Origin of the sequence: Lentzea cavernae, assembly GCF_014653695.1 — a bacterium.
Lineage (GTDB): Bacteria > Actinomycetota > Actinomycetes > Mycobacteriales > Pseudonocardiaceae > Lentzea > Lentzea cavernae.
Genome location: NZ_BNAR01000003.1, coordinates 413,047 through 439,844 on the forward strand (window position 1 = coordinate 413,047; position 26,798 = coordinate 439,844).

Below are 26,798 nucleotides of genomic sequence, written 5' to 3' on the forward strand. Positions count from 1 at the left end.
GATGATGACCGAGTTCCTGGCTGCCGCGCTGGCGTTTCCGACCGTGGTGTTCAGCTTCCTGTTGCTCTTGGTGCTGGCGTACTGGCTCACGGTGGCGTTGGTGGGCCTGGACTTCGACGCCCCGGTGATGCCGATCTCGATCTCGATGTTCGTCGTGGTCACGTGGTTCGCGGCACTGGTCGGCACCGTGCTCACGCCCGAGGGCAAGCTCCGGTACGCCATCCTCGCCGGTGCGCTGCTGGTGGGCGCGCTCATCACGAAGATCCTTCTCATCCCGGTCAAGAGCTGGACGAGGCCGGAGAAACCGGCTTCCCGCAACGACTTCGTGGGCCGTACCGCGATCGTCAGGACCTCCAGGGTCACCGAGCACTACGGGCAGGCCGAGGTGACCGCCGACGACGGCGGCACGGCGGTCGTGCAGGTGCGAGCAGCGCAGAGCACCGAGCTGAAAGCGGGACAGACCGCGTTGATCTTCGACTACGACGCCGAGGGCGAGTTCTTCTGGGTCGTGGACATCACCACAGGGGGCTAGTACATGGGTGCGATCTCTACAGGGCTGATCGTTCTGATCGCCGTGAGCGCGTTCGTGCTGATCTTGGCGTTGATCACGCTGAGCAGACTCTTCAAGAAGTGCGAGCAGGGCAAGGCGCTGATCGTCTCGAAGATGCGCAAGGTCGACGTGACCTTCACGGGCACCGTCGTGCTCCCGGTGCTGCACCGGTGCGAGACGATGGACATCTCGGTGAAGACCATCGAGATCCGCAGGGCGGGCAACGAGGGCCTGATCTGCAAGGACAACATCCGCGCGGACATCCGCATCACGTTCTTCGTGCGGGTCAACAAGACCGTCGAGGACGTCATCAAGGTGGCGCAGGCGATCGGCACCGAGCGCGCGAGCCACGAGCAGACGCTGCAGGAGCTGTTCAACGCCAAGTTCTCCGAGGCGCTCAAGACCGTCGGCAAGCAGCTCGACTTCGTCGACCTCTACACCCACCGCGACGAGTTCCGCGACCGGATCGTCCAGGTCATCGGCACCGACCTCAACGGCTACAGCCTCGAGGACGCTGCCATCGACTACCTGGAGCAGACGCCGCTCAAGCAGCTCGACCCGGCGAACATCCTGGACGCGCAGGGCATCCGCAAGATCACCGAGCTGACCGCGATCGAGCACGTCAAGACCAACGAGTTCACCCGCAACGAGGAGAAGGAGATCACGCGCCAGAACGTCAGCGCGCGTGAGGCGATCCTCGAGCTCGAACGGCGCCAGGCCGACGCGGAGATCAAGCAGAAGCGCGAGATCGAGACCGCCCGCGCGCAGCAGGAGGCGGAGACGCAGAAGGTGCAGGCCGAGGAGCGCCTCAAGGCCAACACCGCGTTCATCCGCACCGAGGAGCAGCTCGGCATCCAGACCGAGAACAAGGCCCGCGAGATCGCCGTCGCCGAGAAGAACCGCGAGCGCGTGATCGCCGTCGAGACCGAGCGCATCGAGAAGGACCGCCTGCTCGAGGTCATCGCCCGCGAACGCGAGACGTCGCTGCGCATGATCGAGAAGGACAAGGAGCTCGAGCACGAGCGCCGCGCGATCGCCGACCTGGTGCGCGAGCGCGTCGCCGTCGAGAAGACGGTGGCCGAGCAGGAGGAGAACATCAAGAAGCTGCGCGCGGTGGAGGAAGCCGAGCGCGAGCGCCAGCAGATCATCATCCGCGCCGAGGCCGAGGCGCAGGAGTCGCTGGTCAAGGACATCAAGGCCGCCGAGGCCGCCGAGCAGTCGGCGCAGCACAAGGCACGGGAAGAGGTCGTGCTCGCCGAGGCGCGCAACAAGGCTGCCGAACTGGACACCCGCGCCAAGATCCGTCTCGCCGAGGGCGCACAGGCCGAGGCCGCCGCGAAGGGCCTGGCGGACGCGCTGGTCAAGGAACGCGACGCCGCGGCGTCCGAGGCACTCGGCCGCGCCGAGGCGATCGTCGACCGCGAGAAGGCGCTGGCCGACGCCGTGGGCATCAAGGAACGGCTCAAGGGCGAGGCGGAAGGGCTGTCGCACAAGGCGGAGGCGATGGCCGCTCTCGACACCGCGACCCGCGAGCACGAGGAGTACCGCCTGCGTCTCGAGGCGGAGAAGGAGATCCGGCTGCGGGGCATCGACGTGCAGCGCGAGATCGCCGAGGCCCAGGCCATGGTCCTCGCGGCCGGCCTGGAGAAGGCCGACATCGACATCATCGGTGGCGACACGATGTTCTTCGACCGGATCGCGAGCTCGATCACCGCGGGCAAGCAGGTCGACGGCTTCGTCGGCGGCTCGGACGTCGTGCAGGCGCTGGGCTCGAAGTGGATGGACGGCTCGGCGAGCTTCCCCGAGGACCTGACCAAGATCCTCAGCTCCTTCACCACGGGTGACGCGCAGAACATCGCCGCGGCGATCGCACTGACCCAGATGGCCAAGAACAACGGCCAGAACGCATGACAGCTCTCGACGCGGGCACCTACGAGGTGCTGCGAGCCCGGCTGGCCGACCAAGCGGCCGGGCTCGCGAGGAGCACGGAGGCGCTGAACGACCAGCGCGTCGAGACGTTCGGCAGCACGGCCCTCGAACTCGTCGCCACCGAACGCATCCGCACCGAGAACAACTGCGTGCCGCGCGACATCGTGGCGCTCGGTGACGTGATGCTGTTCGGCTACAACGTCTTCATGGGCCTCAAGCCCGAGACCGCGGTCAGCGACGTCTTCGCGGCGCACGGCAGGGACTTCGCCACGGTCGAGGCGGAGTTCCTGCGGGACCCGAGGTTCCGCAACGACTTCGCCGAGCTGTACCGGTACTACCGCGAGACGCGACTGCTCCAGCTGCGCATCGTCGAGTCACGGCTCCTCGCGGTGTTCCAGACGGGCGCACGGATCGAGGACATCCGCGTCCTGCGCTGGGACGTCAAGGTCGACGGCACCGTCACGTACGTCGACAACCGGGGCGACCGCGACCACGTCTTCCCGCCCGCGCACGACTTCACGTGGGTCGAGACGACCCGCGAGCAGCACGTGCTCGGCCGGCACCCGCACATCGCGATCGACAACGAGGTCTTCGTCGAGACGGTCGGCGGCACGCTCACCGTCAAGGTCGAGGACAACACCGAGACGGGCGAGGGCGTCTACTCCGAGCCCGTCGACGAGCCGTTGCAGAGCCTCGCGGACGCCGAGGTCCACTACGCCCGCGTCGGCCCGCTGATCCTCCTCAAGATCCTGCCGTACAAGGAGACGGCGTGGCGGCACCTGGTGTTCAACACCCGCACCAAGGTCGTCACCAGGCTCGACGGCATCGGCCAGGCCTGCCAGCGGCTCCCCGAGGACCAGGGGATCATCTTCCCCGGCGGCTACTACCTGGTCACCGGCGCGGACAAGACGTTCGACGTCGACACCGACGAGCTGGAGTTCGAGCGGGTCATCCGCTCCGCGAACGGCGAGGACGTGTTGTACGTCTTCCACGCCCGCCGCGAGGGCCGCAGCCTCCTGCTGCCCTACAACGTGATCCGCAAGGAAGTCGCGACGCCGATCACCTGCCACGGCTACTCGCTGTTCGCCGACGGCACGCTGGTCGTCTTCCGCGAGACCAGCTCCGAACCGGTGCGCGTGCACCCGATGCAGGTCTGGCGCACGCCGTTCATGGCCGACGAGGAGCTGGCGGACCAGGAGGGCCCGCTCGCCCGCATCGGCAACGCCGAACTCGTCCGCGGCATCTCGGACTGCCTGTCCATCACCAGGATGAGCGCCGAGATGACGCCGAGCGCGCCGGTGTTCGAGGGCCTGATCGCCCTGTGCACCAGGGTGATCGACGGCGTGTTCTGGCTCGACGAGCTCGGGCTGAAGCAGGACGTCCAGGCCGTCAGGGCCACGGCCGAGCAGGTGCTCGACGAGTTCGAGGCCGTCCGCACGCTCACCGACCACGCCGCCGGGCAGCTCCACGAGGCCGCGGAGAAGCTGGCGTCGCTGGTCAGGCTCGCCCGCTCGGCCGCACCGAGGAGCGCCGACGAGTGGGTGCGGCTGCTGGCCGACCTGAGGTCCGCCCAGGGCCGCCTGATCACCCTCAAGGACCTGAAGTACGTCGACCTCGAGGAGATCGACCGCCGCGAGGCCGAACTGGTCGAGGAACTCGGTGCGTCGGCGCGCCGCGCTGTCGCCTTCCTCAGCGGTGAGAACGCGTTCGCGCAGTACCACGAGGAAATCGACGGGATCGCCGCCGCGGAACTGAAGACCGCCGCCGAGGCGAAGCCGCTGCGCGAACGCCTCGCGCAGCAGCAGGCCGGCCTGGAGGTGCTGACCGAGGTCGTCAGCACGCTCGACGCCGCCGACACGACGACCCGCACGCAGATCCTCGCGAGCATCGGCGAGGTTCTCGCCGCCGTCAACCGCGCCCGGGCCACTGTGGACGGTCGCCGCGCCCAGCTCGCGAACGCCGAGGGCCGCGCCGAGTTCGCGGCGGAGTTCGCGCTGCTCGGCCAGGCCATCACCGGCGCTCTGTCGGTCGCGGACACCCCGCAGCGGTGCGACGACCAGCTCGGCAGGTTGTTGCTGCAGCTGGAGAACCTGGAGTCGCGCTTCGGCGAGTTCGACGACTTCCTCGCCCAGGTCGGCGCCAAGCGCACGGACGTCTACGAGGCCTTCTCCGCCCGCAAGCAGACGTTGCTCGACGAACGCGCCCGCAGGGCCGACCGGCTCGTGACGTCGGCGGAACGCGTGCTCGGCACGATCCGCCGCCGCGTCGGCAAGCTGACCTCGACCGACGAGATCAACACGTACTTCGCCGGCGACCCGATGGTCGCCAAGGTCCGCACGGTCGCCGAGCAGCTCAGGGAACTCGGTGACGTCAGGGCCGACGAGCTCGGCGCGAGTCTGCGCGACGCCCGGCAGGAGGGCGGCCGGGCACTGCGCGACCGCGCCGATCTGTACGACGGCGCGTCGATCGTGCTCGGTCGCCACCGCTTCCCGGTGACGAGCGAGCCGATGAACCTCACCCTGGTCCCGCGCGAAGGCCGGCTGTTCTACGCCGTGACCGGCACCGACTACCGCAGCGAGGTCACCGACGCGGAGTTCGCGAGCACCAAGGGGTTCTGGGACCAGCTCCTAGTCTCGGAGACGCAGGACGTCTACCGGTCCGAACACCTGGCGGGATGCCTGCTGGCCGAGGGCCGCACCGACGTCGTGAACGCCGCCGCGGAACGCTACGACGAGGGCTACGAGAAGGGCGTCCACGACCACGACGCCGAGAAGATCCTCGCTGTCCTGCAACGACTCCACGCCGGCGCCGGACTGCTCAGGTACCCGCCGGCGGCCCGTGCGCGGGCGCAGGTCTTCTGGTCTGGGCAACGCGAGGACGACCGGGCGGTGTGGACGCGCAAGGCCGAGTCGCTGGCCAGGGCCCGCGCGATCTTCGGCGGCACGCACGGGATTCCCGAGCTCTGCGCGCAGTTCGGCCTCGGAGACGACCTGGCTGCCGAGTACCTGTTCGAGGAACTCGCCTGCGAGCCACGGGGGTTCGTCACCAGCAAGGCCGCCCGCGCGGTGATCGACAGGTTCCGCGCGGTCGTGACCGAGGAACTGCACGACCGCGACCTGATCGAGGCGTGGCTGCGGGCGTTCCTGAAGGATGAGGACTGCCCGGAGTTCCCCGAGGTCGTCGCCGTCCTGCTCACCGACCTGCCGCGCTACGACTCCAGCGCGTCGCTGACCGAGACCGTCACCGGCCTGCTCGGCACGCACCCCCGCGTGCACGACCAGTCGATGGACCTGCGCCTGGACGAGACCCTGACGAGGCTCAGGACCTTCACCACCGAACAGGTGCCCGCCTTCCGCGCCTACCAGCGCCGGCGGGACGAGCTGCTGGCAGGGGAACGCCGCAGGCTCCGGCTCGACGACTACCAGCCCGCGGTGCTGAACACGTTCGTGCGCAACAGGTTGCTCAACGAAGTCTACCTGCCGCTGATCGGTGACAACCTCTCCAAACAGCTCAACGACGGCACCGGCCTGCTGATGCTGATCTCCCCGCCCGGTTACGGCAAGACGACGCTCATCGAGTACGTCGCGAACCGGCTGGGCATGGTGTTCGTCAAGGTCAACGGGCCGGCGCTGGGCACCGGCGTCACCTCGCTCGACCCGGAGGAGGCGCCGAACGCCACCGCACGGCAGGAGGTCGAGCGCATCAACTTCGCGTTCGCCTTGGGCAGCAACGTCCTGCTGCACCTCGACGACATCCAGCACACCTCACCGGAGCTGCTGCAGAAGTTCATCTCGCTGTGCGACGCCCAACGGCGGATCGACGGCGTCTGGGACGGCGAGCCGCAGACGTTCGACCTGCGGGGCAAGCGCTTCGCCGTGTCGATGGCCGGAAACCCGTACACCGAGACCGGTCGCGCGTTCCGCGTCCCGGACATGCTCGCGAACCGCGCGGACGTGTGGAACCTCGGCGACGTGCTGTCCGGCCGCGACGCCCTGTTCGCGTTGAGCTACCTGGAGAACGCGTCCGGTTCGAACCCGACCCTGGGCGGCGCCGACGTGGAACCGTTGGTGCGCCTGGCGAAGGGCGAGAGCGTCCGGCACGACCACGAGGCCGTCGAGCTCGAACGCATGCTGTCGGTGGTCCGCAAGCTGCAACGGATCCAGCAGGTCGTGCTCAAGGTCAACCAGGCCTACATCGCCTCCGCGGCGGATCCGTCCGAGCAGCCGTTCCTGTTGCAGGGCAGCTATCGCAACATGAACAGGATGGCGGCGCGGATCGTGCCGGCGATGAACGACGCCGAGGTCGAGGCGTTGATCGACGACCACTACCTCGGCGAGGCCCAGCTCCTCGGCTCGCTGGCGGAGGCGAACCTCGCGAAGCTGCGGGAGCTCAAGGCCTAGCCGCCTTCTCGCAGTTCACCTGGACCGGCCTGCCGTCCGGACCGCGCAGGTCGGCGGGCTTGAGCTCGTACCGCTTGAGGAGGTCGCAGAACGCGTCGTCGAGCGGCAGCCGCAGGCAGCGCTCGAGTTCCTCACCGAGGAGGCTCGAGTCGCAGCGCAGCATGTCCAGCAGGTTGGGCTTGGACTGCCCGGGAGGCAGATGCCCCGGTGGGGGCGGCGGCCGGTGGTCGGGCCGGTGCCGGGGAGGCGGGTCGGCACCGGGAGGCGGTGGCGGCGGAGGGGGTGGAGGCGGCGGCCTCATGTCACCGATGGCGGAGATCGTGGTCGTCGCGGTCGCGGTGATGACCTCGGGAGGTAGAGGCGGCGGAGCGACCAGGCGGATGTCGACGGGCTTGTCGGGTGCCGACAACAAACCCGCGATCAGGGCAGCGCCCATCACCGCGGCCGCGGCTGAGAAGTAGCCGCGGCGTCTGACACCCGTCATCGCTTCCGCTCCCCAGGTTCCGCCTGCCCGGTAGCCGCCGTCCCCGTGGAATCGTTGTGCCCGCTAACGGTGTTACCGAGCGGCGGATCAGCCTGTCTTGTCGGGGCCTGCGCTGATCAACGAGATGCGCAGGATCACGCGCTGTTCACGTTGCATGGCGGCCCGGTAGTCGTTCCAGTCGGAGTGCTCGCCGGAGATCGTGCGGTAGTACTTCACCAGCAGGTCCATCGCGTCGGGCAACGGCACGACCGTCGCCGTTCCGTTGATCTGTATCCAGCGCCCGAAGAAGCTGTCCGGCAGCACGCACAGCGACACGTGCGGATCGCGCTGCACCTGCTTCGTCTTGTACGCCGTCGCCCGTGTGGAAACGAGCACGTCACCGTTGTCGTCCAACGCGGCGAGCACCGGCGACATCGACGGCGTGCCGTCGGACTTCAATGCGCAGAACACCGCGCGGTGCTGGCTGCGGAGCACTTCCCGTGCCTGGTCCAGGTCCATGGTCTTCATCCTGGCGAGGCGGGACGATGTCCGCATGCCCGATCCGAACTCCGTCAGCTGGCAGATGCACGCGGACCCGACGATGTGGATCGCCGGGATCGCGAGCCTCTACCTGCAGGCACTGCACCCCAAGGCGGTCGCGGGTGTCGTGCAGAACTCCAACTTCCAGGCCGATCCGCTCGGCAGGCTCAAGCGCACGGCGGACTTCGTCGGCCTCGGCGTCTACGGCACCGACGAGGAGATCGCCACCGCCTCGGCAAGGGTGCGCGCCACCCACCGCAGCCTGCGTGGCGTGGTGGACGGCAGATCGTTCCGCGTCGACGAGCCCGAGCTGCTGCTGTGGGTGCATTGCTCGGAGGTTTACAGCTTCGAAACAGTTCTCAACCGAGCGGGGTACGGCCTGACGGACCGCCAGAAGGACCGTTACTACGAAGAGCAGCGCTTCGCGGCGGGTTTGGTCGGATTGCACCCGGATGAAGTACCGGGATCACGGCGCCAGATGGCCGATTATCTGGACCGGATGCGTCCCGTTTTGCGTCGAACGACCGATTCGGATGTGATCTACACCTTCTTGCACGGCCCACCGGTGCGAGGTTTCGTCCGCCACGGCCTCCCGGTGTACCGGGTTCTCGTGGGCCACCTGGCGTACTCGGTGTTGCCCGATTGGGCCCTGGAGCTGCACGGCCGCCCGGCTTACGCCCGTGCTGACCTCTGGCTGCGAATGATGCGCCGAACTGCGCTTTTGGTGCCGGGCAAGATCAGGAGACTCGCTCCTCCCGGCCACCTGAAGCGCGCGATCGAACGGCACGGCAAGCATGTGACGCCCAGCAAAGCGAGACTGCCCTAGTTGTCATACGTCACAGTCGATCATCGCCGCAGGTCCGTAGCATTGCTCACGACTCCAGACCACCCCCGGAAGGCTTGTCGTGATCCGTCGTGCCGCGCTCCTGACTGCCGTTGCGGTGTTCGCCACCGCCTGTGGGAGCGGTGACACCAACACAGTCATCGGACGTGCCGACTCGGGGAAGCTGACCATCGGCATCCGCTACGACCAGCCGGGCCTGAGCGAGCGCCGCCTCGACGGCCGCTTCGTCGGCTTCGACGTGGACGTCGCCAAGTACGTGGCGAACGAGCTCGGTGTGAAGGAAAGCGGCATCACCTTCAAGGAGGCGCGCGGCGCCGCCCGCGAGTCGATGCTGGAGAACCGCGAGGCCGACCTGATCATCGCCTCGTACTCGATCACCGACGCCCGCAAGGAGAAGGTGGCCTTCGCCGGCCCGTACTTCGAGACGGGCCAGGGCGTCCTGGTGCGCTTCACCGAGACGGCCATCCAGGGGCCGGAGTCCCTGAACGGCCGCACGTTGTGCTCCGTCAAGGGTTCCACGTCCGCGCAGAAGGTGAAGACGGACTACTCCAAGAACGTGACGCTCGAGGAGTACGGCCAGTACTCCGACTGCGTGATCGCTCTCATGGCGGGCAACGTCGACGCCGTCACGACCGACGAGGTCATCCTCGCCGGGTTCGCCGCGGAGAACCCCGAGCTGCTCAAGCTCGTCGGCAAGACGTTCTCCAAGGAGCGCTACGGCATCGGCGTGCCGAAGGGCGACGCCGAGTCCCGTGACGCCGTCAACGAGGCCATCGAGAAGATGATTTCGAGCGGTGAGTGGAAGCGGGCCCTCGAACGCAACGTCGGTCCGTCGGGTTACGAGATCCCGCAGCCACCCCAGATCACCGAGAAGAGCTAGTGGCGCGTCGCAGAACGTTGGCGAGGTAATTCACGCTCAGCAGGGCGCCTCACGGCACCGCCCCCACGCCCCCGTACAACCAGTACGAGGACGTGGGGGCGGCACCGTGATGCACCCGTCTGACCGCGAATTTCCCCGGCAACGTTCTGCGCCACACCACTAGTTCGTCGCGGCGGACTTGGCGGTCCAGGCCGCCCAGTCGAGCGTCCACTGCCAGTAGTCACCGGGAGCCGGCCCGTTCGGGTCGGCCTGGCCGAGCTGCACCGTGGAGCCCACGACCTCGACCGGGTCGCCGACCATCGTCAGGTCGAAGAAGATCTTGGCGTTCGGGCCGGACAGGTTCGCGCACCCGTGCGACACGTTCTCCTTGCCCTGCTGGGGGATCGTGCCGTTGTTCTCGTGCACGAACTCGCCGTTCTGGGAGATCAGCACCGCCCAGGTGACCGGGACGTCGTAGTCGAACACGGAGCTCTTCATCCTCCGCGAGGCTTCCTTCTGCTGCACCACGTGGATGCCGGACCGGGTCACCCTGCGCGGGTCCGACTCCATCCCGTACGACGCCGGGAGGTCGTGCAGCAGCACGCCGTCGCGGTAGATCTCGAACCGCTTGGTCTGCGTGTTCGCCTTCGTCACCAACGCCCTGTCGGCGATCTTGAACTGCACGTGCACGTCGTCCGCGCCGAACGCGCCGCCCCCCAGCGGCACGCCGTAGACACCCGCGTCGACGGTGACGTCGGTGCCGGGCTTCCAGTACTCGCGCGGACGCCAGTGCGCCTCGTTGTCGGACAGCCACGCCCACGCGCCCTCGGTCGGCACGGACGTCGTGACGGTCATGGCCTTCTGCGCCGATGCCTTGTCCTGCACGGGTGCGGAGAACTTGACCCTGATCGGCATCGCGATGCCGTAGGTCTCGTGGTCGCCGACGTTCAGCGACGCGTTGACGAGCCGCTGCGGCTTGACCGTGCGGAACGAGCCGGCGACCGGGACCTCCGCGCCGTCCTCGCCCTTGGCCGAGCCCGACCAGTTGTAGACCTTGTCGTAGCCCAGGTCCTCGGTGGCGACCCACTTCCCGGCCGTCAGCTCCCCCTTGACGACCTTGCCGTCCGCACCGGTCAGCGCGACGGCCGTGAGCGACCCCCCGGTCACACCCACCTCGAACGGACCCGCCGGGCTGACGCCCTCACCCGATGCGGGCGTCACCGTCAGTGCCGCCTTCGCCTTCTGCTCCGCAGCCGGAGCAGAAGGCGACGACGGTGCGTCGGGCGCGGCGCTGCAGGCGGTCAAACCCAGCAGCAAAGCCAAAACCAGTGGCCTGAACACGTGCTCCCCCAAGATCCCCTCGTCTGATGTTGATGAAGACGCGTGGGGCCTGAGCACGTTGCTCGGCAATTTGCGATCACCCACCCGGACCAGCGGCTTTCCCCCTATTGAGGCACCGAACTGGCCGGTAATGACCTGTAGTGCTATGACCAATCACACGTTAGGCTGACCCGCGCAGGCCGTGGTTTCTGTGTTCGTGCTTCACACGCTCGCGGAACGACACGCGGGCGTGCGGTGCGCTCTAAGCGAGTTTGCCTAACGCCCCCGGGACGGCCGGGGTTGCACGGTGCAGCCCCAAGCTTTCCTGCGATGGAGGCAGGTACATGGCACAGGGCACTGTCAAGTGGTTCAACTCCGAAAAGGGCTTCGGCTTCATCGCCCAGGACAACGGCGGCGCTGACGTCTTCGTCCACTACTCGGAGATCCAGGGTCAGGGTTTCCGCACTCTGGAGGAGAACCAGCGAGTGGAGTTCGAGGTCGGCCAGGGCACCAAGGGTCCGCAGGCCCAGAACGTCCGCGCGGTCTGAAAGTCTGCAACAAGCCGCAATTCGAGTCGTACGTGAGAAGGACCCTCGACCGGGCTCGGTCGAGGGTCCTCCTTCGTTTCGCTGGGTCTAGTGGCCGCGCTGACGCGCTTCCCACTCCAGGCGCTGCATGACCCACTCCGTGGCAAGAGCCTGCGGGGAGGTCTGGCGCTCGGCGGCGAGCTCCTTGAGCTGCTCGTTGGCCATGAGCTGCAGCCTCAGCTGGTACACCTGCGCGCTGCCGAAGCCCGACGCGGTGGTCTCGTTGTCCGAGTCCGGGGCCAGGGCAGCCAGGTATGAGGTCAGCTCCTCGTCGGGCGACGTCACGACCTGCGGTTCGTCCGCGGGACGGTGACGGCCGGACTTGGAGCGTCCGAGGGATCCGATAGGCACCGCAACACGATAACGGCCAGATCACAGAACCCAAACCCCTGTGAGCCGGGTCACCCCAAGGTGTAAATGGCTGCTACCCACAGTGGATCTCCCGCCACCGCCGGCTGTGCAGCCGAGAAGGAGGCGGGGTGCGCGGGTGTGCAGCCGAGAGGGAGGCGAGGGGTAGGTGGGTGGTGGGCAGCCGAGAAGGCAGTGAGGTTGGGTACGCGAGGGAGGAGTGCGGCTGTCTGAGGTAGTGAGACGCCGCAGGGAGTAGCGCGGCTGAGAGCGAGGCGCGGTGTGGGTGAGGCGGGAGGCGTAGGCGGGTCCACGCGGAGGCGCGGCACACGTGGGCGATGCCGCCGCAATGGCGAAGGCGAAGCCGAGCAACCCCCAAGGCCCAACCGCACCCGACGGCCCCGCGCACCGGCACCACACCGAATCGGGAAACCTACGACGGGGGTCCGGGGGCTTGCCCCCGGCCGGGGGTCTGGGGGCTCGGCCCCCAGAAGAACACTCCGACTCCCGACGGCGGCGAAGGGCGAAGCCCGAGCAGCCGTCGCGAGAGCGGAGGAGGCCCCCGCGCCAGGGGGAGGAACGCGGGGGCCGGAGGGGATCTCCACAGGCGCTGACCGGGGGTGTGTCAGCTTTTGGATTGTTGCACGCGCACGCGCTCGTTGGGGAGTGTTCGCCGCGAGATTCTTATGCGGCCGATGGACGGAAACCCCGTAGTCGCAAGCTGTTGGTAACAACGAACACGCTGCTGAAGGCCATGGCGGCCCCGGCGATCATGGGGTTGAGCAACCCGAGGGCCGCGAGCGGGAGTCCAGCGACGTTGTAGGCGAAGGCCCAGAAGAGGTTGCCCTTGATGGTGCCCAACGTCTTGCGGGACAACCGAATGGCGTCTGCCGTGACGCGGAGGTCGCCGCGCACGAGGGTGAGGTCGCTCGCCTCGATCGCCACGTCGGTGCCGGTTCCCATGGCCAGCCCCAGATCCGCGGCGGCGAGGGCGGGGGCGTCGTTGACGCCGTCGCCGACCATGGCCACAACTCGGCCCTGTGCCTGGAGATTCCGGATGGCGGCGACTTTGCCGGCGGGCAGGACGTCGGCGATGACCTCGTCGATTCCCACTTCCGCGGCCACGGAGGCGGCGACGGTGGCGTTGTCGCCGGTCAGCAGGACCGGGCGCAAACCGAGTTCCTTCAGTTCCCGAATCGCTTGTGCGGACGTGGGTTTGACGACGTCCGACACGGCAATGAGGCCGACAACCTTGTCATCAAAGGAAACCGCGACAACAGTCCGAGTTGTGTGGGAGGCCAGGGCCTCGGTCAGGTCCTCGGGGAGCGGGACGTCGCGCACGCGGCCGACGGCCACCCGGCGGCCCTCGACCACACCGCTGACGCCCACGCCGTCCGTCGACACGAAGCCGGACACGGGCATCACGTCGTCGGCGGCGCGCACGATCGCCGCGCCGATGGGGTGTTCGGACGCGTTCTCGACGGCCGCCGCGAACCGCAGCACCTCGTCGCGGGGGACGTCGGCGGACGGGACCACGTCGACCACGGTCAGCCGTCCGGTGGTGACGGTGCCGGTCTTGTCGAGCACGACGGTGTCCACGCGCCGCGTCGACTCGAGCACCTCGGGGCCCTTCACCAGGATCCCGATCTGCGCGCCGCGGCCGGTGCCCACGAGCAGCGCCGTCGGCGTCGCGAGGCCGAGGGCGCAGGGGCAGGCGATCACGAGAACGGCCACGGCCGTCGTCACCGCGAACTCCAGGGGCCGGCCGGCGAGCAGCCAGGCGCCGAACGACGCCAGCGCGATCAGCACGACGACCGGGACGAAGACGGCGGACACGCGGTCCGCGAGGCGCTGCACCTCGGCCTTGCCCGCCTGGGCCTGCTCGACCAGCTTGGCCATCCGCGCGAGCTGCGTGTCCGCGCCGACCGAGGAGGCCTCGACGACGAGCCGCCCGCCCGCGTTGACCGTGCCACCGACGACCGCGGAGCCCTCGCCGACCTCGACCGGCACGGATTCTCCGGTGACCATCGAGCGGTCCACGGCCGAACTGCCCTCGACCACTACGCCATCGGTGGCGATGCGCTCACCCGGACGGACCACGAACCGCGAACCGACCTCCAGCCGCCCGACCGGCACTCGGGTCTCCACGCCGTCGCGCAGCACCGCCACGTCCTTGGCGCCGAGCGCGAGCAAAGACCGCAGGGCCGCGCCCGCGCTGCGCTTCGAACGGGCCTCCAGCCAGCGCCCGAGCAGCACGAACACGGTCACGCCGACCGCGACCTCGAGGTAGATGTCGCCGGAGGTGGTGGGGCGCGGCATCAGGCTGAACTCGTGCCGCATGCCGATCACGCCGGCCTCGCCGAAGAACAACGCGTAGAGCGACCACAGGTACGAGACCGTGACGCCCATCGAGACGAGGGTGTCCATGGTGGTGGCGCCGTGCCGCGCGTTCACGAGGGCGGCGCGGTGGAACGGCCATCCGCACACCAGCACGACCATGCTCGCCAGCACCATCGCGATCCACTGCCAGGTGGGGAACTGCCACGCCGGGACCATCGAGAACACGATCACCGGCACGCCGAACACCGCGGCGAGCGACACCCTCAGTCCCAGCTCACCGGCCTCGTCGAACTCGGGAGCCTCCGGCTGGGGCTCCTCCGCGTCGTAGCCCGCCGCCCGCACGGTCGACACGAGGTCGCCCACCTGCAGGTCGTCCGGGAACTGAACGCTGGCCTTCTCGGTCGCGTAGTTCACGGTGGCGGACACGCCGTCGAGCTTGTTCAGCTTGCGTTCGATGCGGTTCGCACAGGAAGCGCACGTCATGCCGCTGATGCTGAGCTCGACGTGACGAGGCTCGGTGGTGGTCATCAGGCGACCACGTACCCGGCCTCGGTCACGGCGGCGACGACCTCGTCACGGCCGAGTTCGCGGTCGCTGGTGACGGTCACGGCGCCGGTCTCGAGGACGACGTCGACGCCCGTGACGCCGGAGACCTCGGTCAGCTCCTCGGTGACGGAGCTGACGCAGTGGCCGCAGGTCATGCCGGTGACGGTGTAGGTGGCAGTGACGGACATGAGAGCCCTTTCTCTGTACGGGGCTCCGAGTCTATACCCCCCTGGGGTAACTGATCTACTCAGGACTCCCGGGTTTGGGCTGGTCCAGGTTCTGGATGTCCCCCTCGATCTTGTTGACCAGGTCGTCGAGGCCCTCGAGCATCTTGTCGAGTTCGGCCAGCCTCGCGCCGAACGCGGACTCGATGTCGGCGTCGATGGTGTTCACGTCGATGCCGCTCATGGCCTTGAAGATCGCCTCCTGATCGACCTGAGGTGGTATCTGGGACGCGTTTTGGCCCTCTGCTTCGGGGGAAGGCTCCGGCGTGGGGTCGGTCATGCGTCCATCATCCCCTGGTCGGTTCTCCACGAGGCACACGCCGCACCTGTACGGAAAGTAACGCTGGGTGGCGGTGGAATCACTCTGCGGGGGGCTGCGGCCGTTGTCCCAGGTCGCTTAGCCTCGCGCCAACCTCAAGTCGGGGAGGGTGCTCATGAGCGGGTCACTGGAAGTGCGGAAGTTCCTGTTCACACAGGACGACGGCATGTCGCGGCAGGGCGGGCCGAGCGTGCCGGCCCAGCGCAGCGGAGAACCCTCGCGGATCTCCGACGATCAGGTCCACCGGGCGAGGCTCGCCGTCGCGCGGGGTGCCCTGGGCGCCGAGGACTGCAGGACGTTGCTGGACATGCTCGGGCTCTCGCCGGGCGACGACGGCGGGGCGCCACCGGTGCAACGGTGATGCGTTCGCGAAAGCGGCCCTGACTCCAGGCGCGCACCCCCCGGAGCGCGTCTGCAGAACAGGGCCGCACGCCAAAACATACCCACGGGTCTCTTTAGCGGCAACGGCTAACCTTGGCCCATGCCCCAGCAGGACCGGGCGTACGCGACACGAGAGGCGATACTCCACGCCGCGGCGGAGGAGTTCGACCGGCTCGGTTACGAGCGCACGTCGCTGACCGCAGTGCTCGCCCGCGCCGGACTGACCAAGGGCGCGTTCTACTTCCACTTCCCCTCCAAGGAAGCGGTCGCGGACGCCCTGGTCGAGCGGCAGAGCGACCTGTGGGCGCGGATGAAGGAGTCGTGGCGGCTGCGCGGCCTCGACCCGCTGAGCGCCCTGCACGGCATGTTCGCCGAGTCGGCCGACCGGATCGCCACCGACGTCGTGCTGCGCGCCGGCGTGCGGCTCAACGCCGACCGCGAGGTCGGCTATCCGGGAGTCCCGAGCGCGCACGTCATGTGGGAGAAGCTCGTCGCGGTCCACCTGGCCGAGGCGGCCGAGCGCGGGGACCTCCGTCCCGGCGTCGATCCGGAAGCCGTCGCGCGGACGTTGTGCGGCGCGGCCCTCGGTTCGCGGTTGATCTCCTCCGCGACGACGGCGTGCGCCGACTTCCCCGACCGGATCCGCGAGGTCCTGGGGCACGTGCTGCCCTGCGTCGCCTCTCCCGGCTGGGAGTTGTCTGGATCACAAACTGCGTCTGAAGTGCCGTGAAGGGCCCGGGAGGCCCTGAACAGGCATTTGTTGATCTGGTCGATCGGTCTCAGAAGCGGGTTTGAGCAGGTCAACGCATAAGTCGGCCCCCCGTTTTGGAGGTGCGCGGACCTATGGCATATGCTTACGATGCTTCCAGAGACCAGCTAGTCCCCATCATCTAGCGGCCTAGGATCCCGCCCTTTCAAGGCGGTCGCGCGGGTTCGAATCCCGTTGGGGGCACGCAGTAACATGCAGTACAGTTCGTGCGATACGGTAAGACCAGCAACAAGCAAGGCCCAGTGGCGCAGTTGGTTAGCGCGTCGCCCTGTCACGGCGAAGGTCGCGGGTTCGAGTCCCGTCTGGGTCGCTTTTCTCTCTCATGGCCAGGTAGCTCAGTTGGTACGAGCGACCGCCTGAAAAGCGGTAGGTCGGCGGTTCGACCCCGCCCCTGGCCATACTTCTTCGAAAGAAGCCCCACAGCGCGTGCTGCGGGGCTTCTTTCGTTATGCGGTGAAGTTGATTCGCGCGATTGCCTGATCGTCGTGCGTTTTGTACCGGGGCCAGCGCCGGTGTTCCGAATCACCGCGTTCTGCTTCGCGGATCCGGTCGAGCACTTCGCCCAACGGCAATTGCCTCAGGTCTTCCCAAGCGAAGAGTCCGTACTCGAGCACGCCGCACGAGACACCGTCTGTGAGAGCGATCACATCCGTGACCTCGTCGCGCGGCCAGGTCGCGGTCAGGGCCTGGTGTGCCGCGGCCGGATCGGCCTCCGCGACCCAGTACCCGCCGGGCCTGTTGGTCCACCTGAGGACGTCCGGGTCGGGCCGGAGGTCTTCGAGCCTGGTGTCCTCGAGCACCCGAGTGGACTGTCCGAACGCGACGACCGGGGTGTCGCACAGGACGAGCGCCTCGATCGCGGTCTCGTTCCAGCGCACGATCGACGCGGTGGCCGAGGGCGAGTCGCGGGGCACGAGTCCGTGCTCCGCCACGAGATTCGTGATGGCCAGGGCGAGCAGGTCCGCCAGGGGGTCGGTGTCGTTGATCAGCCGCGCCAGTTCGTCGGCGAGTTTCGTCGCGTACCAACCGCCGTTGCGGTCGGGCGGTCTGGTCCGGGAGGTCACGCCGTCGAGCACGACGACGGCGTTCGGCAGCACCCTGATCCGATCCTCGGTGACTCGGCCCGGAGCCCCCTGCTCGGCGGTCTCGATCTTCACGGCCTCACCGTACGTGTCAACTTCGGTTGACGAACGGGCGTTGTCAACGTACGTTGACGTCATGACGGAAGCGACGGATCTCGCCACAGCGGCTGGGGACCACAACCCGAAGGTCGGGTTGCGGGCCGTCAGCGCGTTGCGGCGACTGCTGGAACATCTGGAGGCCGCCCAGGTCCGCAGTGCGCGGGCGCAGGGCTGGTCGTGGCAGGACATCGCGGCGGAACTCGGGGTGTCCCGCCAAGCGGTCCACAAGAAGCACGGGGGGCGATGATGATCGCGGAGCGGTTCACCAAGGAGGCCCGCGAGGCCGTCAAGGCCGCGGTGAAGGAGGCGGAACGCGTCCACGCGGCCGAGGTCGGGGTGGAGCACCTGCTGCTGGCGGTGCTCGACGCGCCGGCGCTGGCCGGGTTCGACCTGTCGCGCGACGAGCTCGATTCGGCGTTCCGGGACTACCGGCGCAAGGGCGGGCTGACCAAGGCCGACGCGGAAGCGTTGCGGGGCTTGGGAATCGACGTCGACGCCGTGATCGAGTCGGCTGAGCAGTCGCTCGGCAGCGGGGTGTTGCGGCCGGGTCCGCGCAGGCGGTGGTTCGGGATGCCACTCGAAACGGACTTCAAGAAGGCGCTCGAGAACTCGTTGCGCGAGTCGCGCGACCTCGGCCACAACTACCTCGGTGTGGAGCACGTCCTGCTGGCTTTGTTGCAGGGCAAGGGAATCGTGGCCGAGGTGCTGAACGAGCGGGGCGTCACGTACGCGGAGATCCGCAAGTGGGCCGCGAGCGCTCGCGCCAGGTGAGCGCGGGCAGGAACAGCTGCGCGAGCGGTCCGATGCCGAGGGCGTAGAGGACCGTGCCGATGCCGACCGTGCCGCCGAGCAGCCAGCCGGTGCCGAGCACGATCAGTTCGAGCACGGTCCGCACGACGCGCAGCGAGATGCCCGTGCGGCGGCAGAACCCGGTGACGAGGCCGTCGCGCGGGCCCGGTCCGAGGCGGGAGCCGACGTACGCGGCGAACGCCACGGCGTTGAGCACGATGCCGAGGGTCAGGAACACGATCCTGGGCAGGAGGCCTTCCGGCGCGGGCAGGATCGCGAGCGTCACGTCGACGCTGACGGCGATGACCACGACGTTCGCGATCGTGCCGATGCCCGGCTTCTGCCGCAGCGGGATCCAGGCCAGCAGCACCAGGACGCCGGTGATGGCGGTGATCAGACCGAAGCTCAGACCGGTGAGCTTCGTCAGGCCCTCGTGCAGCACGTCCCACGGGTTCAGGCCGAGCGTCGCGCGGATCTGCATCGCCATGCTCGTGCCGTAGAGCCACAGACCTGCGAAGAGCTGCGGGAGGCGACGGGCGGGTGAGATCCGGACGGAGACCTGGTGGAGTGCGGTCATGGAGGCCATGTGGCCATGTTGCGCCTCGATTGGCCTGGTAATCCATAGCCAATTCGGGATAATTGGCTTCATGCTCCCACCAGGTGGACGTATATCCGGTGCCCGGCTCGCGCGGCTGCTCGGCGAATGGCGTCGCGGCGGACCCCGGCAGTGCGTCGTCGATCTCGTCTCGGCGCTGAAACTGCTGGTCGCGGACGGACGGCTGCCCGTCGGGACCCGGTTGCCGTCCGAACGGGAACTGACCGACGCGCTGCCTGTGAGCCGCACCACCATCACCGCCGCGCTCGACCAGCTGCGGGCCGAGGGCGTGGTGGAGTCGCGGCGCGGGGCCGGGTCGTGGATCAACGGACCGGTCGGGGCCGGCGGTGGCATCACGGGCGTGGACGACACGCTGATCGACCTGTCCCGTGCCGCGCCGCCCGCGTTGCCGTCGGTGCGCCTCGCCATGGACGTCGCCCTGGGCCAGATGCCGGAGCACCTCGCGTCGCACGGGTACGACGAACGGGGACTTCCGGTGCTGCGGCAGCGGATCGCGGACCGGTACGCGGCCCGCGGCCTGCCGACCTCGCCCGACCAGATCGTGGTGACGTCCGGGGCGCAGCACGCGTGGGCTTTGGTGCTGCGGCTCTTCGTCGGACCCGGTGACCGGGTGCTGGTGGAGCAGCCGAGCTACCCCAACGCGCTGGAGGCGGTGCGGGCGTCGTTCGGCGTTCCGGTCCCCGTCCCGATGCTGGCCGACGGGTGGGACCTCGACGGTTTCGAGGCCACGCTGCGCCAGGCGGGCCCCCGGCTGGCCTACCTGATCCCGGAGTTCCAGAACCCGACCGGACTGCGGATGTCGTCCGAGTCGAGGGAGGCGCTCACCGCTGTGCTGCGCAAGGCGCGCACTCCACTGGTCGTCGACGAGACCTTGGTGGAGCTCGCGCTGGACGGCTCGCCGGAGCCCCTGCCGATGGCCGTGTTCGGCGGTGATTCGGTGGTGACGCTGGGATCCGCGAGCAAGTCGCACTGGGGCGGCCTGCGGATCGGCTGGATCAGGGCGTCCGCGGAGATCGTGCACCGGCTGCTGTCGACGCGGGCGGCGATCGACCTGGGCACCCCGGTGTTCGAGCAGCTCGTGCTGGCCGCCTTGCTGGAGTCGCCGGAAAGCGTTCTGAGGCAACGGCGGGCGGAGGCGCTCGCGCAGCGGGACGTGGCGGTCGCGGCGTTGCGCGAACATTGTCCACAGTGGAGCTTTTCGGTGCCGGCCGGAGGGCTCGGAGTGTGGTGTGCGCTCGACGGCCCGGTGAGCACGCGCATCGCGGTGGTGGCGCAGAACCACGGCCTGCGGCTCGTCCCCGGTCCCCGGTTCGCGGTGCACGGGGGCTGCGAGCAGATGCTCCGAGTGCCGTACACGCAGTCGCCCGAAGTGTTGCGCGAGGCGATCGGCCGTTTGGGTGTGGTTGCTGCAACCGTTGCAGGAACAGGCTTTCCGGCGGACGCCGACCTGTCGCTGCCTGTCGCGTGAGACACGTCGGCCCGGTCTCCCGCAGCGGGGGAGACCGGGCCGACGTAATCACACAACCGGGTGGCCTGCGGAGGGGGACGACCCAGGGATTGGCGTCCCCCGCCCGCAGGTTTCCCGTGTGGTCCGAGACTGCGGGGGCAGCGCGGCACTCGGACCAGACCCGACCTGCCAGGGCGCGGTTGGCAGGTCAGGAAGACTGGGTTCCTTGCGTACAACGGGAAATGTGATGCGGAGTTACTGGCGCGACGGAACGGAACGGTCACAAATCGCGCAGAGGGCAGACTTGTCCTGTCGGACTCAGTCGGGTGACGTGGCGGGCAGACCCGGAATGCTGCCGGGCGCAGTGCCGTCGCGACGCTCCTCGACCGACCACGTGGTGGCCGGGAAGAGCGAGTCGTGCGACGTCAGAACGGCGAGCACGCCTCGCGTGCCGCCGGAGTTGTCGGTGTGGCCGGACGACGCGGAGGCCGTCGCGACCACGGGCGCCTGCTGCGGGGTGGGCAGCGGCGCCTCCGGGCCGGGAGCGGACCACGTGAGGTCGCTCACCGGCGCGGGTTCGGTCTTCACGGGAGCCGGCACCGGAAGATCGGGCAAAAGGGGCACGGCCTGCTTCGGCACCACGACGGGCGGTGCGGGCGGCGGCGGTGGCGGCGGTGCGGGCAGTGCGGCCGCGAGCTTCGCGGCGATCTTGGCGGCGCGGACCTGAGCCTTGGCCGCGACGACCTCGGGCGGTGCCTCGTTCGAGACGGAGCCGGAGCGGGTGTTGCCCTGCGAGCCGCCGGTGAAGTCGAGGACCGGGCCCTCGTCCTGCGGCTGCTCCTCGGGCTCCTGCACGGGCGGCGTCACGACGGGGGGCATCACGACGGGCGGCGGCACGATCCGGACCGGCGGCTGCTTCTCGAGCACCGACGCGGTGAAGGCCTCCGCCCAGCCCGCCGGGTCCTCCCGCAGTTGCGGGGTCTCGGTGGTGACGTCGGCGGTGATCTCGACGGCCGGGGGTTCCTCGGGGCTGGCGGACGCGGACGTCCCGCTCAGCAACCAGGCGGCGGCGGTCAGCCCGCCGAGCGCAGCGGTCCGCAGCAGCAGTGCACGAACTCCACCACCTGCCACAGGATCACCACCCGTCCACCGTTTCGGGTCACCCTCAACGCACGAAGCGCCGTCGGAGGTCGACGTAGAGCTATGTCTAGCACCGGTGAATGACTTTGCGAACGAACTCGGCGTTAAACACCCGGAAGGGCGGTCTCGTGCGGCTGTCCGTGTCCAGCCGACCAGGCACCGACACCCTCAGTGTCGTCATCGGATCGAGTGACTTTGCGCGTCGGTCCCCTGTGGACCGTGTCGCGGCGCGGGATGGTGTCCGATGTGGACGCGCCAAAGCAGGTCAACAGCCTCTCTGAGCTGGTCGATCACGCCTCCCAGGCACTCGGCCCCGTGGTCGTGCACGATCGCGCGGGTCCGAACGAGTGCTTGCTCCGTTCGGGGGAACTGATCGTCCTGCCGCCGGACGCACCCACTGTGCGCAAGCGCTTGCGCGGCATCTACTCGCACGAGGAGATCGCTTCCGGCGCCATCCGCATGTACTTGAAAGCGTCCGAACGAACGCGCGTGGCGGAGGTGGCCGCCGACGTGGGGGCCACTCCGAACCACGTCCACCTCGCCTGCCCGATCATGATCGGCACCTCCAGACCGGTGGTCGGCGAACGCCTTCCGGAGTTGCTCGGCGAGGGCACGGTCGCGTTGCTCGACACCCCTCTCGACGCTCCGCACGGCACATTGGTCGCCGGCGTCCTGCGCCACCACGGCGCCTCGGTCCGCCCGTTCCCCGTCCTGTGCGACTCGGGCTTCGGCGACGACCTGACCCTCGCCGCGGCCCTGCGCGCCACCCGCGACCTGCCGGTGGTCCTGGTCGCCTCCGGCACCTACTCGTTCGACGACCTCTGCCCGCCGGTCCTCGCCTCCTGCGGCGGCAACGTCGTGGCCGCGGCGGGCAACGGCGGTTCGGACCGTCCGTGGTGGCCGGCGGCCCTGCCCGCGGTGACGGCCGTGGGCGCCACGGCCGACTTCTCCGGGCGCGGACCCTGGGTGGACGTGGTCGCGTCCGGCGTCGACGTGCCGGCCGCGGTCGGCTCCTCGCAGTTGCTCTGCACCGGCACCTCCTTCGCCGCGGCCCTGCACGCCGCCACCCTGGTGCCGGTGCCGTAGCAGCTGAAGCCCAGGTGGGCGACGGCCTGCGCGGCCTCGACCGGGTGGCCGATCCTGCGGTGGACCTCGGCCATGGCCTCACCGACCCGCGCGTCCGGCACCGGCAGCACGCTGGCGATCACGGCCCTGGTGCCCGCGTCGAGGAAGGCGCGGGCGAGCCCGGACTCGCAGGCCGACAGGACCACGACCTCGGGCGGGTTCCCGATCCTGGCGATGTCGTAGCCGTAGAGCGGGCCGTCCCGCAGGTCGAGGTGGGAGAACAGCGGGTTGCCGGGGTGGACGTGCCCGTGCGCCGCGATGTGCGCGACCTTCGCGCCTTCCAGGCCTCGCAGCACCGATTCCACAGTGGACGCCGTGATGGTCCCGCCGTGCTCCTGCTGGAGCGCGGGCACCTCGTCGTTCTCCAGGTTCGGGCCGGTGACCCACAACCGATGTCCTTCGCGGCTGTCCGGCCGCCAGTACCGCAGCGACGGTACGACGTGGACTCGCCGGCCGAGCGCCGCCCACGGCATCTCGTGCAGCACGCCGTCCGGGACTACGACGACCTCTTCGGCGTCCGGCAGCAGGTCCGTGGTGACGGTCCGGCCCGCCTGCAGCGCGAGCTTGGCGGTGCGGACGAGCTCGGCCGGTTCGGGAACCACTCGCATCCGGGCGCGGCCATCGATCAGCGTGACCGCCCTCATCTGTCCTTCATGGACGATGAAGCTGACCACGGGCAGGTCCGCCGGAGTCACTGCACCCGGTCTCGCCCGTGACGTGGAGGCCAGGGTCAGCCTCCGCACGTCCCGTTCCAGCGCCTCGACCGGGAGCCCGAACGCTCGCGCGCGGCGCAGGTTCGTGAGCGCTCGCGCGAGTTCGGGATCGTCAGGAGGCAGGGCGACGGAGGCGCGGTGGTGTTCTGACCACCGCAGCACCTCGCGAGCCGTTCGGGCCAGGCCGAGCGCGTGCCCGGTCAGTTCGCGGCGAGGCCAATCGCCGTGGTGCTCGTCGAGCACCTTGAGCCCCGCTCGGCACGCCGCCAGCGCGCCCCGCCGGTCCGACCGGCGCGCCTGGGCGAGCCAGCCGAGCGCCCGCGTCTGGGCGGGCCCGCGAAACCGGTGCGCGGCAACGGCGTCGAGCTTCCCGGCGGCCAGCATGAACTCGACGTCCGTGCCGCCCAGCCGTCGAGCGGGGCCGGGATCGCCGTCGCGCAGGGCACACCGCGCACTCAGCACCGCCAGCTCGGGCACGTGCCGGTTGCAGCGCCGCAGCAACTCCACCGCGGGTGCGAGGACCTGTCTTGCCTCGGTGGTGAGCCCGGCCGCGAGCAGGGCCTCGGCGCGGTCGACGAGCGCCTCCGGCCGGCTCGTGGAGTCGAGACCGGCCTTCGCGGCCTCCTCGTACCTGCGGAGCGCGAGCGGCAGGTCCCCGGCGAGCATCGCCACGAACCCCCTGTTGTGCAGGCACATCGCCGCACGTCCCGGTTCGCCGATGGCGGTGAGCAGGCTGTGCGCGGAAGCGAAGTCGGCGTCGGCGGCGAGGAGTTTGGTGGCGGTGCAGCGGGCGATCCCGCGCCCGATCAGCGCGTTGGCCAGCCAGCGCTGGTCGCCGTACCGGCGCAGTTCCCTGACGACGGCGGTGAGCTCCGCGATGGCCAGCCGCGGCTCGGCCGACTGGCAGAGGTGCAGCCCGCGCAGGCACCGCGCCCTCGCCAGCTCCCGGCCGCGCAGGTGCGGTGTCGCCTCGTCGAGGTGCCGCAGGCTCTGCCGGCGGCGACCCCGGTCCAGGTCGATCCACGCGAGCATGAGGTGGAACCGCGCCTCGCCGGTCAGCCGCAGCCCGCGCCGGGCGAACCGGGCGGCGACGTCGAGGTGACCGAGCTCGACGTGGGCGACGCTGAGGTCGTGCAGTGCGTCGGCGCGCTGGGGTCTCGTGCCGCGGACCTCGGTAGTCGCGATCGTGGTCCGCGGATCGGCGCTGGCGCTCACGCCACGAACCAGCCCGTCGTGAGGCCCAGCTCGGGCACGGTCACGCACACCGGCCCCGGCCGGACGCCCGTGCGGAACCAGCCCTCGGCGTCGGGCCGCAGGACCAGGACGGCCGTCGGCGAGCAGACCTCGACGGAGGCGGCGCTGTCGTCCAGCACGCCGGTCAGGCGGCCGGGATCGAGCTGGAGGTGCAGGCGACCGGCGCCGACGTGGAACGCGAGCTGCCGGGACGGGCCGCGGACCGGTTCGTCCACAGGGGTCATCGGCTCGAGGCCGGTGGGGTTCGGGACGAGGGCGGGCGGTGGGACGTCCGAGCCGAACAGACCGGCGATCTCGTCGAGCAGCGAGTCCCTCATCGCAGGCCCTCCAGCTTCCGCCGCAGGTCGGAGAGGCACCGGGTGCGTGTGGAACCAACGCTCCCCACCTTTATCCCCAGGGCGTCCGCAACCTGTGCATAACTCAGTTCGGGGCTGTGGGCGGCGATCCGCAGCAGGCGCTGGCACCGCTCGTTCAAGGTCATGAGCGCGGACCACAGACGGCGCTGCCGTTCGTTGGTGATCACGACCTCGTCGGGTGCCGGCGAGGCCGACGCGGGCTCCCACAGGTCGTAGGAGACCTCCCGGCCCCTGGTGCGCAGGACCGCGATCGACTGGCGCGTGGCGGTACGGACCAGCCACGCCGCCAGGTGCTCGGGCTCGCGCAGGCGTTTCAAGTGTTCTGCCAGGCAGAGCCACGTGCACTGGTAGACGTCGGCGGAGTCCGCCTGGCTCAGGCGGAACGATCTGGGCACCGACCAGACCAGGCGGGAGTACCGCTCGACCAAGGCGTCCCAGCCGCAGAGGCCGGAACGCCACCCCACGAGAACCTCAGTGTTCGAGTCCATGCCATTTGGAGTCGAACTCCGGACTTGAGGCTCCACCCCTCACCCGAAAGAGGGTTTGTCCACAGTTGTGGAGGAACTCATCCACACCTGTGGACAACTAGAGCTTGTGGAGCCGCTCCACGGCTTCATCGATCACCGAGTCCTGCTTGCAGAACGCGAAGCGGATCAGGTGCTTCCACTGGTCGGGCGTGTCCGTGAACACCTGCACCGGCACGGCCGCGACGCCGATCTTGGCGGGCAGGTCCCGGCACAGCGCCAGACCGTCCGTGTAGCCCAGAGGACGGACATCGGCGCAGATGAAGTACGTGCCCTCCGACGAGCGCACCTCGAAACCGGCCGCACGCAGCCCCTCGGCCAGACGCGCGCGCTTCGACGCGAGGGAGTCGCGCAGTCCCGTGACCCAGTCCAGCTCGGCGGTCAGGGCGTGGGCGACGGCGGGCTGGAACGGCGCACCGCCGACGAAGGTCATGAACTGCTTGGCCGCGCGCACGGCCGAGACCAGCTCGGCGGGGCCGCACACCCAGCCGATCTTCCAGCCGGTGCAGTTGAACGTCTTGCCGGCGCCGGAGATCGACAACGTCCGTGACGCCATCCCCGGCAGCGAGGCCAGCGGGATGTGGACGAGCCCGTCGAACACCAGGTGCTCGTAGACCTCGTCGGTGATCGCGAGCAGGTCGTGCTCGACGCACAGGGAGGCGATCGCTTGGAGTTCCTCCAAGCGGAACACCGTGCCGGTGGGGTTGTGCGGCGAGTTGACCAGGATCGCCCTCGTCCGGGGCGTGACGGCCGCGCGCAGGGTGTCCACGTCCAGCGCCAGCCGCCCGGACGCGTCCTCGCGCAGGCCGACGGTCACCCTGCTCGCCCCGGCCATCGCCACGGAGGCCGCATACGAGTCGTAGTACGGCTCGATGAGGATCACCTCGTCACCGGCCTCGACCAGGGCGAGCAGCGAGGCCGCGATCGCCTCGGTCGCACCGACCGTCACCAGGACCTCGGTGTCGGGGTCGAACGACGTCCCGTACCGCGACCGGTGGGCGGCGACGGCGCGGCGCAGCACCGGCATGCCCGGACCGGGCGGGTACTGGTTCACCCCCGAGCCGATGGCCGACTGGGCCGCCGCGAGCATCGACTCCGGACCGTCGGTGTCGGGGAAGCCCTGACCGAGGTTGACGGCGTCGTGCTGCACGGCCAGCCCTGTCATCTCCGCGAAGATGGTCGAAGTGAACGGCTGCAACCGGGGAACTAGCGCTGGTACCCGCACAACGCAGGA

At 69.3% G+C, this 26,798-nt stretch carries 25 protein-coding genes and 3 tRNA genes; 14 read left to right on the plus strand and 14 right to left on the minus strand.

The window, feature by feature from the left end; translation table 11 throughout:
• The first annotated feature begins 4 nt into the window (after positions 1–4).
• Genes IE307_RS12105 through IE307_RS12115 form a run of 3 tightly spaced genes read left to right on the plus strand, consistent with a single transcriptional unit; the run spans position 5 to position 6,879 of the window.
• Positions 5–532, plus strand: a complete 528-nt coding sequence (locus IE307_RS12105) for a hypothetical protein (protein ID WP_191298002.1) — start codon at positions 5–7, stop codon at positions 530–532.
• Positions 533–535: 3 nt separating this feature from the next.
• Entirely contained in the window at positions 536–2,461 is a 1,926-nt protein-coding gene (locus tag IE307_RS12110; RefSeq protein ID WP_229904637.1) for an SPFH domain-containing protein, read from the plus strand.
• Positions 2,458–6,879, plus strand: coding sequence for a DNA repair ATPase (locus tag IE307_RS12115; protein WP_191298003.1), 4,422 nt, complete (start codon positions 2,458–2,460; stop codon positions 6,877–6,879). The genes IE307_RS12110 and IE307_RS12115 overlap by 4 nt, the downstream gene beginning before the upstream one ends.
• Here IE307_RS12115 and IE307_RS12120 read toward each other — a convergent pair.
• Together IE307_RS12120 and IE307_RS12125 are read right to left on the minus strand one after the other, a co-directional pair.
• Positions 6,869–7,363, minus strand: coding sequence for a hypothetical protein (locus IE307_RS12120; protein ID WP_191298004.1), 495 nt, complete (start codon positions 7,361–7,363; stop codon positions 6,869–6,871). The genes IE307_RS12115 and IE307_RS12120 overlap by 11 nt on opposite strands.
• An 87-nt stretch (positions 7,364–7,450) precedes the next feature.
• Positions 7,451–7,861, minus strand: a complete 411-nt coding sequence (locus tag IE307_RS12125; protein ID WP_191298005.1) for a PPOX class F420-dependent oxidoreductase — start codon at positions 7,859–7,861, stop codon at positions 7,451–7,453.
• Here IE307_RS12125 and IE307_RS12130 point away from each other — a divergent pair.
• Positions 7,860–8,708 (plus strand): oxygenase MpaB family protein, encoded by an 849-nt coding sequence (locus tag IE307_RS12130; RefSeq protein ID WP_229904638.1) that lies wholly within the window; start codon positions 7,860–7,862, stop codon positions 8,706–8,708. The genes IE307_RS12125 and IE307_RS12130 overlap by 2 nt on opposite strands.
• Positions 8,709–8,790: 82 nt before the next feature.
• Positions 8,791–9,606, plus strand: a complete 816-nt coding sequence (locus IE307_RS12135; protein WP_191298363.1) for a glutamate ABC transporter substrate-binding protein — start codon at positions 8,791–8,793, stop codon at positions 9,604–9,606.
• A 159-nt stretch (positions 9,607–9,765) separates the two neighbouring features.
• Here IE307_RS12135 and IE307_RS12140 read toward each other — a convergent pair whose 3' ends face one another.
• Positions 9,766–10,890: a L,D-transpeptidase gene (locus IE307_RS12140; RefSeq protein WP_229904639.1), complete on the minus strand. Its 1,125-nt coding sequence runs from the start codon at positions 10,888–10,890 to the stop codon at positions 9,766–9,768.
• Positions 10,891–11,249: 359 nt separating this feature from the next.
• Here IE307_RS12140 and IE307_RS12145 point away from each other — a divergent pair, with 359 nt between their 5' ends.
• Entirely contained in the window at positions 11,250–11,453 is a 204-nt protein-coding gene (locus tag IE307_RS12145; RefSeq protein ID WP_030477903.1) for a cold-shock protein, read from the plus strand.
• A gap of 87 nt (positions 11,454–11,540) precedes the next feature.
• Here the strand turns inward: IE307_RS12145 and IE307_RS12150 are convergent, their stop codons facing one another.
• From IE307_RS12150 to IE307_RS12165, 4 genes are all read right to left on the minus strand, one after another.
• Positions 11,541–11,843 carry a hypothetical protein gene (locus tag IE307_RS12150; RefSeq protein ID WP_191298006.1) on the minus strand — a complete coding sequence of 101 codons (303 nt, stop codon included), beginning with the start codon at positions 11,841–11,843 and terminating at the stop codon, positions 11,541–11,543.
• 681 nt (positions 11,844–12,524) lie between these two features.
• Positions 12,525–14,708: a heavy metal translocating P-type ATPase gene (locus IE307_RS12155; protein ID WP_191298007.1), complete on the minus strand. Its 2,184-nt coding sequence runs from the start codon at positions 14,706–14,708 to the stop codon at positions 12,525–12,527.
• A complete protein-coding gene (locus tag IE307_RS12160) occupies positions 14,708–14,914 on the minus strand; it encodes a heavy-metal-associated domain-containing protein (RefSeq protein ID WP_191298008.1) in 207 nt (68 codons plus the stop codon). Before IE307_RS12160 ends, IE307_RS12155 begins: the two co-directional genes overlap by 1 nt.
• 55 nt (positions 14,915–14,969) lie before the next feature.
• Entirely contained in the window at positions 14,970–15,230 is a 261-nt protein-coding gene (locus IE307_RS12165; protein ID WP_191298009.1) for a hypothetical protein, read from the minus strand.
• A 154-nt stretch (positions 15,231–15,384) separates the two neighbouring features.
• Between IE307_RS12165 and IE307_RS12170 the strand changes: the two genes are divergently transcribed.
• From IE307_RS12170 to IE307_RS12190, 5 genes are all read left to right on the plus strand, one after another.
• Positions 15,385–15,630, plus strand: a complete 246-nt coding sequence (locus IE307_RS12170; RefSeq protein ID WP_191298010.1) for a hypothetical protein — start codon at positions 15,385–15,387, stop codon at positions 15,628–15,630.
• 120 nt (positions 15,631–15,750) lie between these two features.
• The gene (locus IE307_RS12175; RefSeq protein ID WP_191298011.1) at positions 15,751–16,380 is read left to right on the plus strand and encodes a ScbR family autoregulator-binding transcription factor; all 630 of its coding nucleotides are present in this window, start codon (positions 15,751–15,753) and stop codon (positions 16,378–16,380) included.
• 149 nt (positions 16,381–16,529) lie between these two features.
• Positions 16,530–16,602 (plus strand) — tRNA-Glu (locus tag IE307_RS12180).
• A 53-nt stretch (positions 16,603–16,655) separates the two neighbouring features.
• Positions 16,656–16,729, plus strand: a tRNA-Asp gene (locus IE307_RS12185).
• Positions 16,730–16,743: 14 nt separating this feature from the next.
• A tRNA-Phe gene (locus tag IE307_RS12190) sits at positions 16,744–16,817 on the plus strand.
• A 48-nt stretch (positions 16,818–16,865) separates the two neighbouring features.
• Here IE307_RS12190 and IE307_RS12195 read toward each other — a convergent pair.
• On the minus strand, positions 16,866–17,576 hold the full coding sequence (locus tag IE307_RS12195) for a hypothetical protein (RefSeq protein WP_191298012.1): 711 nt from the start codon (positions 17,574–17,576) through the stop codon (positions 16,866–16,868).
• Between the two features lie 61 nt (positions 17,577–17,637).
• On the opposite strand from IE307_RS12195, the gene IE307_RS12200 reads away from it, so the two are divergent.
• Together IE307_RS12200 and IE307_RS12205 are read left to right on the plus strand one after the other, a co-directional pair.
• A complete protein-coding gene (locus tag IE307_RS12200) occupies positions 17,638–17,847 on the plus strand; it encodes a helix-turn-helix domain-containing protein (protein WP_191298013.1) in 210 nt (69 codons plus the stop codon).
• Positions 17,844–18,371 (plus strand): Clp protease N-terminal domain-containing protein, encoded by a 528-nt coding sequence (locus tag IE307_RS12205; RefSeq protein WP_229904640.1) that lies wholly within the window; start codon positions 17,844–17,846, stop codon positions 18,369–18,371. Before IE307_RS12200 ends, IE307_RS12205 begins: the two co-directional genes overlap by 4 nt.
• Here IE307_RS12205 and yczE read toward each other — a convergent pair.
• On the minus strand, positions 18,322–18,975 hold the full coding sequence (gene yczE, locus IE307_RS12210) for a membrane protein YczE (RefSeq protein WP_191298014.1): 654 nt from the start codon (positions 18,973–18,975) through the stop codon (positions 18,322–18,324). The two genes, IE307_RS12205 and yczE, sit on opposite strands and share 50 nt — an antisense overlap.
• A 61-nt stretch (positions 18,976–19,036) precedes the next feature.
• On the opposite strand from yczE, the gene yczR reads away from it, so the two are divergent.
• On the plus strand, positions 19,037–20,473 hold the full coding sequence (gene yczR / locus IE307_RS12215) for a MocR-like transcription factor YczR (protein WP_191298015.1): 1,437 nt from the start codon (positions 19,037–19,039) through the stop codon (positions 20,471–20,473).
• A 297-nt stretch (positions 20,474–20,770) separates the two neighbouring features.
• On the opposite strand, the gene IE307_RS12220 is transcribed toward yczR, so the two are convergent.
• From IE307_RS12220 to IE307_RS12240, 5 genes are all read right to left on the minus strand, one after another.
• On the minus strand, positions 20,771–21,583 hold the full coding sequence (locus IE307_RS12220; RefSeq protein WP_191298016.1) for a hypothetical protein: 813 nt from the start codon (positions 21,581–21,583) through the stop codon (positions 20,771–20,773).
• 812 nt (positions 21,584–22,395) lie between these two features.
• Entirely contained in the window at positions 22,396–24,645 is a 2,250-nt protein-coding gene (locus IE307_RS12225) for a CHAT domain-containing protein (protein WP_191298017.1), read from the minus strand.
• Positions 24,642–25,001, minus strand: a complete 360-nt coding sequence (locus IE307_RS12230; protein ID WP_191298018.1) for a hypothetical protein — start codon at positions 24,999–25,001, stop codon at positions 24,642–24,644. Before IE307_RS12230 ends, IE307_RS12225 begins: the two co-directional genes overlap by 4 nt.
• Positions 24,998–25,528 (minus strand): RNA polymerase sigma factor, encoded by a 531-nt coding sequence (locus IE307_RS12235; protein ID WP_191298019.1) that lies wholly within the window; start codon positions 25,526–25,528, stop codon positions 24,998–25,000. Before IE307_RS12235 ends, IE307_RS12230 begins: the two co-directional genes overlap by 4 nt.
• A gap of 97 nt (positions 25,529–25,625) precedes the next feature.
• Positions 25,626–26,789: a pyridoxal phosphate-dependent aminotransferase gene (locus tag IE307_RS12240; RefSeq protein WP_191298020.1), complete on the minus strand. Its 1,164-nt coding sequence runs from the start codon at positions 26,787–26,789 to the stop codon at positions 25,626–25,628.
• Positions 26,790–26,798: the final 9 nt, after the last annotated feature.

Excerpts from the sequence above, each read along its gene's own strand:
- IE307_RS12105 (WP_191298002.1), top strand. The coding sequence starts at position 5 with ATGACCGAGTTCCTGGCTGCCGCGCTGGCGTTTCCGACCGTGGTGTTC.
- IE307_RS12110 (WP_229904637.1), top strand. The coding sequence starts at position 536 with ATGGGTGCGATCTCTACAGGGCTGATCGTTCTGATCGCCGTGAGCGCG.
- IE307_RS12115 (WP_191298003.1), top strand. The coding sequence starts at position 2,458 with ATGACAGCTCTCGACGCGGGCACCTACGAGGTGCTGCGAGCCCGGCTG.
- IE307_RS12120 (WP_191298004.1), bottom strand. The coding sequence starts at position 7,363 with ATGACGGGTGTCAGACGCCGCGGCTACTTCTCAGCCGCGGCCGCGGTG.
- IE307_RS12130 (WP_229904638.1), top strand. The coding sequence starts at position 7,860 with ATGGTCTTCATCCTGGCGAGGCGGGACGATGTCCGCATGCCCGATCCG.
- IE307_RS12125 (WP_191298005.1), bottom strand. The coding sequence starts at position 7,861 with ATGGACCTGGACCAGGCACGGGAAGTGCTCCGCAGCCAGCACCGCGCG.
- IE307_RS12145 (WP_030477903.1), top strand. The coding sequence starts at position 11,250 with ATGGCACAGGGCACTGTCAAGTGGTTCAACTCCGAAAAGGGCTTCGGC.
- IE307_RS12155 (WP_191298007.1), bottom strand. The coding sequence starts at position 14,708 with ATGACCACCACCGAGCCTCGTCACGTCGAGCTCAGCATCAGCGGCATG.
- IE307_RS12160 (WP_191298008.1), bottom strand. The coding sequence starts at position 14,914 with ATGTCCGTCACTGCCACCTACACCGTCACCGGCATGACCTGCGGCCAC.
- IE307_RS12165 (WP_191298009.1), bottom strand. The coding sequence starts at position 15,230 with ATGACCGACCCCACGCCGGAGCCTTCCCCCGAAGCAGAGGGCCAAAAC.
- IE307_RS12170 (WP_191298010.1), top strand. The coding sequence starts at position 15,385 with ATGAGCGGGTCACTGGAAGTGCGGAAGTTCCTGTTCACACAGGACGAC.
- IE307_RS12175 (WP_191298011.1), top strand. The coding sequence starts at position 15,751 with ATGCCCCAGCAGGACCGGGCGTACGCGACACGAGAGGCGATACTCCAC.
- IE307_RS12200 (WP_191298013.1), top strand. The coding sequence starts at position 17,638 with ATGACGGAAGCGACGGATCTCGCCACAGCGGCTGGGGACCACAACCCG.
- IE307_RS12205 (WP_229904640.1), top strand. The coding sequence starts at position 17,844 with ATGATGATCGCGGAGCGGTTCACCAAGGAGGCCCGCGAGGCCGTCAAG.
- yczE (WP_191298014.1), bottom strand. The coding sequence starts at position 18,975 with ATGGCCTCCATGACCGCACTCCACCAGGTCTCCGTCCGGATCTCACCC.
- yczR (WP_191298015.1), top strand. The coding sequence starts at position 19,037 with ATGCTCCCACCAGGTGGACGTATATCCGGTGCCCGGCTCGCGCGGCTG.
- IE307_RS12230 (WP_191298018.1), bottom strand. The coding sequence starts at position 25,001 with ATGAGGGACTCGCTGCTCGACGAGATCGCCGGTCTGTTCGGCTCGGAC.
- IE307_RS12235 (WP_191298019.1), bottom strand. The coding sequence starts at position 25,528 with ATGGACTCGAACACTGAGGTTCTCGTGGGGTGGCGTTCCGGCCTCTGC.